This window comes from Sphingomonas sp. (genome assembly GCF_013816785.1).
Classification (GTDB): Bacteria; Pseudomonadota; Alphaproteobacteria; order Sphingomonadales; family Sphingomonadaceae; genus Sphingomicrobium.
The window spans coordinates 1-8,837 of record NZ_JACDDV010000070.1 but is presented as its reverse complement, the minus strand read 5'-3'; the positions used below and the strand labels follow the sequence as shown (position 1 = coordinate 8,837).

11 protein-coding genes are annotated in these 8,837 nt (G+C 65.1%); 4 read left to right on the top strand and 7 right to left on the bottom strand.

The genetic code is table 11. The features are described 5' to 3' along the window. The 3 genes from H0W65_RS11420 to msrA all read right to left on the bottom strand — a co-directional run. A partial coding sequence (locus H0W65_RS11420) for a glycosyltransferase (protein WP_294007705.1) occupies positions 1-188 on the bottom strand: 188 nt, incomplete at its 3' end. Positions 189-192: 4 nt separating this feature from the next. Then, the gene (locus H0W65_RS11415) at positions 193-1,170 is read right to left on the bottom strand and encodes a radical SAM protein (RefSeq protein WP_294007704.1); all 978 of its coding nucleotides are present in this window, start codon (positions 1,168-1,170) and stop codon (positions 193-195) included. A 19-nt stretch (positions 1,171-1,189) separates the two neighbouring features. Further along, complete coding sequence (gene msrA, locus H0W65_RS11410; RefSeq protein WP_294007703.1) at positions 1,190-1,768, bottom strand: peptide-methionine (S)-S-oxide reductase MsrA; 579 nt, start codon at positions 1,766-1,768, stop codon at positions 1,190-1,192. A gap of 166 nt (positions 1,769-1,934) precedes the next feature. Here msrA and H0W65_RS11405 point away from each other — a divergent pair, with 166 nt between their 5' ends. From H0W65_RS11405 to H0W65_RS11390, 4 genes are all read left to right on the top strand, one after another. Then, positions 1,935-2,111: a hypothetical protein gene (locus H0W65_RS11405; protein ID WP_294007702.1), complete on the top strand. Its 177-nt coding sequence runs from the start codon at positions 1,935-1,937 to the stop codon at positions 2,109-2,111. Positions 2,112-2,286: 175 nt separating this feature from the next. Next, positions 2,287-4,431 carry an FAD-dependent oxidoreductase gene (locus tag H0W65_RS11400; RefSeq protein WP_294007701.1) on the top strand — a complete coding sequence of 715 codons (2,145 nt, stop codon included), beginning with the start codon at positions 2,287-2,289 and terminating at the stop codon, positions 4,429-4,431. A gap of 5 nt (positions 4,432-4,436) precedes the next feature. Then, positions 4,437-5,048 carry a TIGR04282 family arsenosugar biosynthesis glycosyltransferase gene (locus H0W65_RS11395; RefSeq protein WP_294007700.1) on the top strand — a complete coding sequence of 204 codons (612 nt, stop codon included), beginning with the start codon at positions 4,437-4,439 and terminating at the stop codon, positions 5,046-5,048. Between the two features lie 481 nt (positions 5,049-5,529). Further along, positions 5,530-6,291, top strand: coding sequence for an inositol monophosphatase family protein (locus H0W65_RS11390; RefSeq protein WP_294007699.1), 762 nt, complete (start codon positions 5,530-5,532; stop codon positions 6,289-6,291). Here the strand turns inward: H0W65_RS11390 and hisIE are convergent. The 4 genes from hisIE to hisH form a co-directional block, all read right to left on the bottom strand. Continuing rightward, entirely contained in the window at positions 6,258-6,887 is a 630-nt protein-coding gene (hisIE, locus tag H0W65_RS11385) for a bifunctional phosphoribosyl-AMP cyclohydrolase/phosphoribosyl-ATP diphosphatase HisIE (RefSeq protein WP_294007698.1), read from the bottom strand. The two genes, H0W65_RS11390 and hisIE, sit on opposite strands and share 34 nt — an antisense overlap. After that, positions 6,884-7,651 carry an imidazole glycerol phosphate synthase subunit HisF gene (gene hisF, locus H0W65_RS11380; RefSeq protein ID WP_294007697.1) on the bottom strand — a complete coding sequence of 256 codons (768 nt, stop codon included), beginning with the start codon at positions 7,649-7,651 and terminating at the stop codon, positions 6,884-6,886. The genes hisIE and hisF overlap by 4 nt, the downstream gene beginning before the upstream one ends. Beyond that, complete coding sequence (locus H0W65_RS11375) at positions 7,638-8,366, bottom strand: 1-(5-phosphoribosyl)-5-[(5-phosphoribosylamino)methylideneamino] imidazole-4-carboxamide isomerase (RefSeq protein WP_294007696.1); 729 nt, start codon at positions 8,364-8,366, stop codon at positions 7,638-7,640. Before H0W65_RS11375 ends, hisF begins: the two co-directional genes overlap by 14 nt. Continuing rightward, the coding region (gene hisH / locus H0W65_RS11370) for an imidazole glycerol phosphate synthase subunit HisH (protein WP_294007695.1) at positions 8,363-8,837 on the bottom strand (475 nt) is incomplete at its 5' end. The genes H0W65_RS11375 and hisH, both read right to left, overlap by 4 nt.

Here is an 8,837-nt window from a genome sequence, read left to right as displayed (position 1 = left end):
GCGCGCAACTGCGTTCCCCGCCCGCGCGGCGCGGCGATGACGCGGGCGCCCGCTCGCTCGGCGATGCCCGCGCTATTATCGGTCGACCCACCATCTACGGCCAAAATTTCGTCGGCGCCGTCGAGCGCCGCGAGGCATGCGCCAAGGCTGGCAGCGGCGTTGAGGGCCGGAATGACGATCGTCAGCATTGTCTCAGCCCGAACAGCTCGCGCCCCCAAGCACGCAGAAGCGCGCGCAATGTGGATGGCTGAGGCTAACCTCGCCATGAGCTTCGGCAAGCGTCTCGCCGAGCGCGAAGCGGTCATCATAGGGAATCAAGGTGCAGGCAACCACGACCGGACGCGGCGCGCCCTTGCGTTTAATTACCATCCTGCTCGACGCGCACATCGTCGACGTCGGCGATACGCCCAGCAGGTCCCAACACGCTTCGGTGATTTCGGGCACGTCGGCGGCCTCGTCCATTTCCGGAAACAGCACCAGCGCGGCGGCATCAAATGCGTCGATGCGCAAATCATGTGCGGCGAACAGGCCGGCATAGCCAGCGCGGGCCGTCGCCTCGTTCTCGCCCGCCAGTCGCCGTCCGGCGACAGCGGTACGAAAGCCGTGAGCCGATAGCCATCTGCAGCCATCGACCGCCTTGGTCCAACTGTTGGGGCCGCGTTCGGCCTCGTGCAGCGCTTGGGTGTAATGGTCGAGGCTGACGCGCATCGTCAGCCGCGCGCCCCGCCAGGCCCGTAGCGCGTCTAGCTGATCTTCGAAGCGCCGCATCGGGCGCATCGCATTGGTCAGCACGAGTACCTCGAAGCCGCGCCCCAGTGCCGAGCGCATCATCGCCACCATGTCGGGGTTCATGAACGGCTCGCCGCCGGTAAAGCCGATTTTGCGCGTACCGAGATCCTCGGCTTCGTCGAGATAGGCGTCTACCTCGGCCAGCGTCGGATAAACCAGCGCGTCATTGGTCGGCGAGCTTTCGATGTAGCAGGTCTTGCAGGAGAGGTTGCACAGCGTGCCGGTGTTGATCCACAATGTCTCGAGATGTCGCAGCGAGACATGAGCGCGGGTATCACCGCCGGCCGTGCATAGCGGATCTCGGAACTTGGCACGATCGAGCGGCCTCGCCTGTAGCACGGCAAAGGGCGAGCCCTCGGCGCTGACTATAGTAGCAATCATTTCTCTCCGTCGGTCGGCCCTAGCCCCAGATTTCCTTCAGGCGCGCATCGCGCCCGCAGTTGAGGCGATAGAAGCGGTAACGGACCGGGTTCTTCTTGTAATAATTCTGATGATAAGTCTCGGCCGGATAGAAGGTCGCGGCGGGCAGGACGAGCGTCGCGACAGGCTTCTTAAGCGACGCTTGCGTTCTATTTCTGATGGTTTCCGCGATCCGGCGCTGCGCCGGCGTTGCGACGAAAAAAGCCGAGCGATATTGAGAACCGCGGTCGCAGAAGCTGCCGCCAGAATCGAGCGGATCGACGGTCCGGATAAAGCGCGCGGCGAGCGTGGCATAGCTGACGCGGGCCGGATCATAAGTGACGCGCACCGCCTCGATATGGCCGGTGCCGCCGGCCGAGACCTGCTCGTAGGTCGGGTTGCGCAGCTTGCCGCCGGCATAGCCCGAGGTGGTCAACAGCACCCCGGGAATCTTGTCGAAATCGGATTCGGTGCACCAGAAGCAGCCCCCGGCGAACACGGCCGCGACCGGCTGGGCGGCGGACGCGGTCTGGGCGCTCGCAAGGCCGAGGCTGGCGGCAAGAATGAGAATCGAACGCATCGAGCTAACTTCCTTTGTCGTCAATCGGGCGATGCCGATCCAAAACTATTTCGGTCAGCGTCGCTGAAAGTTACAACGCGCTCGCGAGGAAGGCTGGCCCAAACATAGGCGATCGAGGCGTGGGGCGGGGCTGGGAGACACTTCTCGCGGCCGCGCAACGCGGCCCGTGCGGCCGTTTCGCGCACCCGCGCTGCGCGCCTTGATAGCGGTGGCGGCGATAGCTCTCGTCGCGTGGCTGGCGATCACGGTCGACTGCAAACGCGTCCGCATCCTGGTCGTCCTTGGGCTGTTTCAGCGTATCAGTTACGCGCTGCAGGCGCTAATCCTCGTCCCGGGGCGGTGATTCTCTAGCGTTACCTGCTCGACCCGATGGGCCTGTACCTGCTAAAAAAGGAAAGCAGCCATATATTGTTCTTCCCGTCGATCACGATCGCGGCGGCGATATTGGTACTGCTCTCGTTTCGCAACGAGGATCGGTGGTCGCTTGACCAAATGCTGATGGCCCGAAGGACAAAGGTATGAGCCGAGGCAAGATCGGACTGCTTGCCGTCTTCGTCGCCGCTATCGCTGCCTTTTTTATCTTCGATCTCGGTGCCTATCTCACACTAGCCAGCTTGAAAGCGCGCCAGGCCGATCTCGCGACATTGCTGAACAATCGGCCGCTGGCCATCATCGGCGCTTTCTTCCTCCTTTATATCGCGACCACCGCCTTTTCGCTGCCCGGCGCGGCAATCCTGACGTTGGCGGCGGGCGCGGTGTTCGGGCTGTGGCTGGGCACGCTGATCGTCTCGTTCGCGTCGGCTATCGGCGCCAGCCTCGCCTTTCTGTCGTCGCGCTACGTCCTGCGTGACTGGGTCAAAGCGCGGTTCGGCAGGCGCGTCGCGGCGATTGACCGCGGCATCGCCAAGGATGGAGTCTCCTACCTTCTTACCTTGCGGCTTATCCCGGCCTTCCCCTTTTTCCTCATCAATCTCACGATGGGGCTAACGACCATGCGCCTCGTGACCTTCTACGTCGTCAGCCAGATCGGCATGCTGCCCGGTACGCTGGTGTTCGTGAACGCCGGCACCCGACTGGCCGCGATCGACAGCACCGGCGACATTCTCTCGCCGGCATTGATCGGTTCGTTCGTTTTGCTCGGGCTGTTCCCGCTGATGGCCAAAGCGATCGTCGGGCTGATCAAGCGCCGCCGCGTGTATCAAGGGTGTCGGCGTCCGCGCCGCTTCGATCGCAATCTGGTGGTGATCGGCGCGGGCGCGGGCGGGCTGGTCACCGCCTACATCGCCGCCGCCGTGCGCGCCAAGGTGACGCTGGTTGAAGCCGGCACAATGGGCGGTGACTGCCTCAACACCGGCTGCGTTCCCTCCAAGGCTCTGATCCGCAGCGCGCGGCTCGCGCACGACATGCGCCATGCCGACCAGTTCGGGCTGGCATCGGCCGAGCCTAGTATCGATTTCAAGGCAGTCATGGCCCGCGTTCGCGGTGTCATCGCCAAGATCGCGCCAGCCGACAGCGTCGCGCGCTACACCGCACTCGGAGTCGACGTCCGCATTGGCCACGCTACGATCGTCGATCCATGGACAGTTCAAATCACCGACCGCGACGGCGGCACGCAGCGCCTCACTACCCGTTCTATCGTCATTGCCGCAGGGGCCGAGCCGTTCGTCCCCGACATCCCCGGCCTCGCCAAAGCGGGGTTTCTGACCAGCGACACGATGTGGGACGTGCTTGCGGCGCGCGATACAGTCCCGGGCCGGCTGGTAATCGTCGGCGGCGGGCCGATCGGCACCGAAATGGCACAGGCCTTCGCCCGGCTCGGCAGCGCGGTGACCCAGATCGAGGCCGGTCCGCGGATCTTGCCCAACGAGGATGAGGAGGTGTCGGCGTTTATCGCCGACATTCTCCGCGGCGAAGGAGTCGACGTCCGCGCCGGCCACGAAGCGGTGCGCTGCGAAGGCAAGTCTCTGATCGTCAAGAAAGGCGACGGGGAAGCCTCGATCGCGTTCGACGACATCATCGTCGCGGTCGGCCGCAAGGCGCGGCTGACCGGCTACGGCCTCGAGGACCTCGGCATCGAGACCGGCAAGACCGTCATCGTCGACGAGACGCTCAAGACGCTTTTCCCCAACATCTTCGCAGTGGGCGACGTCGCCGGCCCCTATCAATTCACCCATTTTGCGGCGCATCAGGCGTGGTATGCGGCGGTCAACGCGCTGTTCGGCGGGTTGCGGACGTTCCGGGCCGATTACACCGTGATCCCGTGGACCACCTTTACCGACCCCGAAGTCGCCCACGTCGGCCACACCGTCGCGACCGCCACGGCGGCCGACATCGCTCACGAAATCGTTCGCTACGACCTCGGCCATCTTGACCGCGCCGTCGCCGAGGGCGCGAATAAAGGATTCGTCACAGTTCTGGTGCCGCCGGGCAAGGACAAGATCCTTGGCGTAACCATCGTCGCCGCGCAGGCGGGCGAACTGCTGGCCGAGTTCGTGCTGGCGATGAAACACGGGCTAGGACTCAACAAGATCCTCGGCACGATCCATTCCTACCCCACCATGGCCGAAGCCAACAAAAATGCCGCCGGCGAATGGAAGAAGGCCAACCAGCCCGAGCGGTTGCTGGAGTGGGTCGAACTTTATCATCGCTGGCGTCGGAAATGAGCGCGATGGCAACTCGGATCGTCATTTTGGCCAAGGCCCCGGTGCCGGGCCGAGTGAAGACTCGTTTGATCCCCGCACTCGGCGGAGCGGGCGCTGCCCGGCTCGCGCAGCGGATGCTGGCCGACACGGTCGCCCACGCGCTTGCAGCCGGGCTTGCAACCCCCGAACTATGCGCCACCCCGCACCCCGATGACTGCGCATGGGCGGGACATCTGCCGGCCGGGGTGCGGCTGGCCGACCAGGGACCCGGCGATTTGGGACAACGGCTTGCGGCGGCGGCCAAGCGCGTGATCGACGGCGGCGAACGCATCCTACTCATCGGCACCGATTGTCCTGAGCTCGACGGCAAGCGTCTCGGTGAGGCCGCGGCTCACCTCGAAAGCCATGACGCCATGATCCACCCGGCGCGAGACGGCGGCTACGTCTTGCTCGGCCTGGCGCGCACCGACCCTTCCCTCTTTGGCGACATCGCGTGGAGCACCGACACCGTCGCCGCGACCACTATCGCACGCATCGAGGCGCTCGGCTGGTCGCTGTTCGTCGGTGATATCTTGAGCGACGTCGATGAGCCAGCCGACCTCGATGCCCAGGCGCGGATTGCCAGCGTCCTGACGTAGTTTTAAGTGGGCGCTGCTCCCAGACCAACGACGACCGCACGGGCCGCGAAATTCGACCTGATCCATGTAAAGAGACGGTTCGAGTCAGTGCCCTCGTAACGTCTATCGCCACTTATCACTTAGACCTGCAATTAGTTCGGCAAGCGATACACTCGAGACGGCCCTCAGATACCTGATGCCGAAATCAAGCGCTTGCTGGCAAACTAAAATCGTACCCGCTGAAGGCCATCACACGCGCCGACGAACGGCCCGGATTGGCCGAGAGCGGACGGTCCGTTTTCGAGTAAGTCTGAGGGAAAAATGGCCGTTTTCCGACCGAAAAGATCGCGAGACCAAATAGTTTACGGCCTCGTTTTAGTCGATAGTTTTAAGCAGAGTCCCTCACATGAAAGTGAACCTGGGCTTGAATGCAGAGTATCTACGTTGCCGATGAACTAGATCAACGCTTGGCGTGACGCCCGCCTTTTGCCACATCGTTGTGATGGATCGCATATCTGAATTTCTAGGCCAGCTGGCACAGGCCGCGCGACGGGTAATCACCCAGTCGCGAGACGAGGACTTTAGCTACCATAACAAGGCCACGGTCGGACTCGACCCTGTCACGCAAATCGATCAAGATATCGAAACCGCGCTACGAGCGCTGATTTCGGATGCGTTTCCAGACGATGCGATCCGCGGCGAGGAATATGGCTGGACCTCCGAGGGCGCCCGGCGGACTTGGAGCATCGACCCGATCGATGGCACCCGCGCCTTCATCTGCGGCCTGCCGAGCTGGGCGACGCTGGTCGGGGTGATCGAGGACGGTGACCATGTCGCCGGGCTGATCGACCTCCCGGTGCTTGGCGAACGGCTGATTGCGACGGAGGGGAAGACACGCCGGAGCGGAGCGCCCGCCGCGGCCAGCGGCTGCCGCGACCTTGGGTCGGCGCGGCTGGCGACCACCGATCCGTTCCTGTTCGAAGGGCCGGAGATTGAAGCATTCGATCGTATCCGCCGGGCGACGCTGGTCGCGCGCTATGGCCTCGATGCGCTGGCCTATGCCCGGGTCGCGACCGGCGACCTCGATCTCGTCATCGAAAGCGGCCTCAAGCGGCACGATCTCGACGCGCTGGTCGCGGTGGTGCGCGGGGCTGGCGGCGCGATCGGCGATTGGGACGGCGGCGAGGACTGGGACGGCGGGCGGATTATCGCCGCCGCCAGCCTCCCGCTCTACGAAGAGGCAGTGGCGCTGCTGTCGGCGTGACGGCGGCGCAACTCATCGATCACCGCCCGCCACCCAAGTCCGCGCGCCTGTAGTAACAAGGTAAGATGATAGACCAGGTCCGCGGCCTCACTAGCCAGTTCGGCATCGTCGCCGGCGGCCCCCGCGAGGGCGGTTTCGACTCCTTCTTCTCCAACCTTCTGGGCTATGCGCTTGACGCCCTCACCCATCAGCCGCGCGGTGTAGCTGATGGCAGGGTCCGCGCGGCTGCGTTCGACAAGCACGCGCTCAAGGTCGGCAATAAAGCCGGTTCCTTGAGTTTGTCGCTCGCCGAAGCATGATGTCGAACCGGTGTGGCAGGTGGGCCCCTTGGGCCGGGCTGTCACGAGCAGGGCGTCGCCGTCGCAATCGGCGGCGATGCTGACCAGTGCGAGCGTGTGGCCGCTGCTCTCTCCCTTACGCCATAGCGCGTTCCGGGACCGGCTGAAAAAGGTCACGAACCCCTCGGCGATGGTGGCGTCGAGCGCTTCCCGGTTCATGTAACCGAGCATCCGCACCTCGCCGCTGTCGGCATCCTGCACGACCGCGGGCAGCAGGCCGCCCATCCGCTCCCATGCCAGCGTGTCGACATCGATCATCGCCGCACCTCGATTCCTTGCCTGGCGAGATAGTCCTTGAGGTCACCAATCGCGATCCGCCGGTCGTGAAACACCGACGCCGCCAGCGCACCGCTGGCGCCGGCCCGGAACGCCGCGGCGAAATGGGACGGCTCGCCGGCGCCGCCCGAAATGATGACCGGGATATCGACCGCATCGACCAGCGCGGCCAGCTGGCTGAGGTCAAAACCGTCGCGAACGCCGTCACGGTCCATGCAATTGAGCACGATCTCGCCCGCGCCGAGGCGCGCGGCCTCGACCGCCCAAGCGATTGTCTCGCGGCCACTGCTGCGGGTCGCCTCGGGCCGCCCGGTGTATTGCTTGGCCTCCAAGCGGCCGTCGTCGCCGATCATGCTGTCGATCCCCAGGACGACGCATTGCCGCCCGAACGCCCCCGCCAGCTCGGTGAGGAGCGCCGGCCGCTGCAACGCCGGCGAGTTGACGCTGACCTTATCAGCACCGGCCGACAGGACTGTTCGCGCCGTCTCGACATCGGCGATCCCGCCCGCAACCGAGAACGGAATGTCGATGACCGCAGCCACGTGCCCGACCCAGGCCAGGTCGACGGTGCGCCCGTCGACGCTTGCGGTGATGTCGTAAAATACAAGCTCGTCGGCGCCCTCGTCGCGATAGCGGAGCGCATGATCGACGATGTCGCCGACATCGCGGTGGTCGCGAAAGCGCACGCCCTTGACCACGCGGCCGTCGGCCACATCGAGGCAGGGGATGATCCTAGCACTGGGCATGGAATACGCCTTCCGCGACGGTGAAGCGCCGCTCCCAAATCGCCTTGCCGACGATGGCGCGCGTCGCGCCGGTCTGGTGGAGATCGGCAAGGTCGCCGAGCGACGAAACGCCGCCGGACGCCTGCAACTCGATCGGCGCAAATTCTTTGGCGATCATACGCGCCAGGGCCAGGTTCGGCCCGTCGAGCATTCCGTCGCGGGCGATGTCGGTGACGAGGAGGTGCCGAACCTGCGGGAAGCGGGCCAGCACCGCGCCCAGGGTTTCACCCGATCCCGTCGTCCAGCCATGAGTCGCGACCATGGGCGCGCCGTCCTCGATGCGAACGTCGAGTGCGAGCGTCAGCCGGTCGGGCCCGACGTCGTCGATCATGCGGCCAAAGGCGTCAGGGTCGTCGATGGCCAGGCTTCCGATCACCACCCGGGCGATCCCGGCACTGAGCATTCGCCGCACTTGGTTGAGCGAGCGAAACCCGCCCGCAACCTGGAGGCCGAGCCGTCTCTCCGCGGCCAGCGCGATCAGCAGGTCGTGCTGGCGAGGTTCGCGCGCGCGGGCGCCGTCGAGGTCGACCAGGTGCACCTCGGTGGCACCGTCATCGGCAAACGCGGTGAGCGCGGCGGCGGGATCGTCTGAATAGGCCGTCTCGCGGGCGAAATCGCCCTGCGCCAGACGGACGCAGCGGCCGTCGATGAGATCGATCGCCGGAAGCAGGATCATGACTTGAGGAACGCCTGCAGGAAGCGGCTTCCGGCGGCCGAGGAGCGTTCGGGGTGGAATTGGGCGCCCCACCACACGCCGCTTCGGATCACGGCCGGGATCGAAGCTCCGCCGTAGTTTGCCGAGGCAGCTGTTGCCGGACCGTCCGGACAGGCGAAGCTGTGGGCGAAAAAGACATGGGCGCCCGGTTCGAGGCCGATCTCCACCGACTTGGTCTCCAAGGCGCTCCACCCCATGTGCGGAACCGGAAAACCTGCGGCCGGCCGGAGGGCGGTGACGGTCCCGGGCAACAGGCCAAGCAGCTCGGTCCCGCCGTCCTCCTCCGACCCCCCGAACATCAATTGCATGCCAAGACAAATCCCGAGCGTGGGGCGTGTCCGATTGCAAAGGACGCGATCGAGACCACATTGCCGCAGCCGTTCCATCGCCACGCCGGCCGCGCCCACGCCGGGAAGGACGACCCGATCGGCC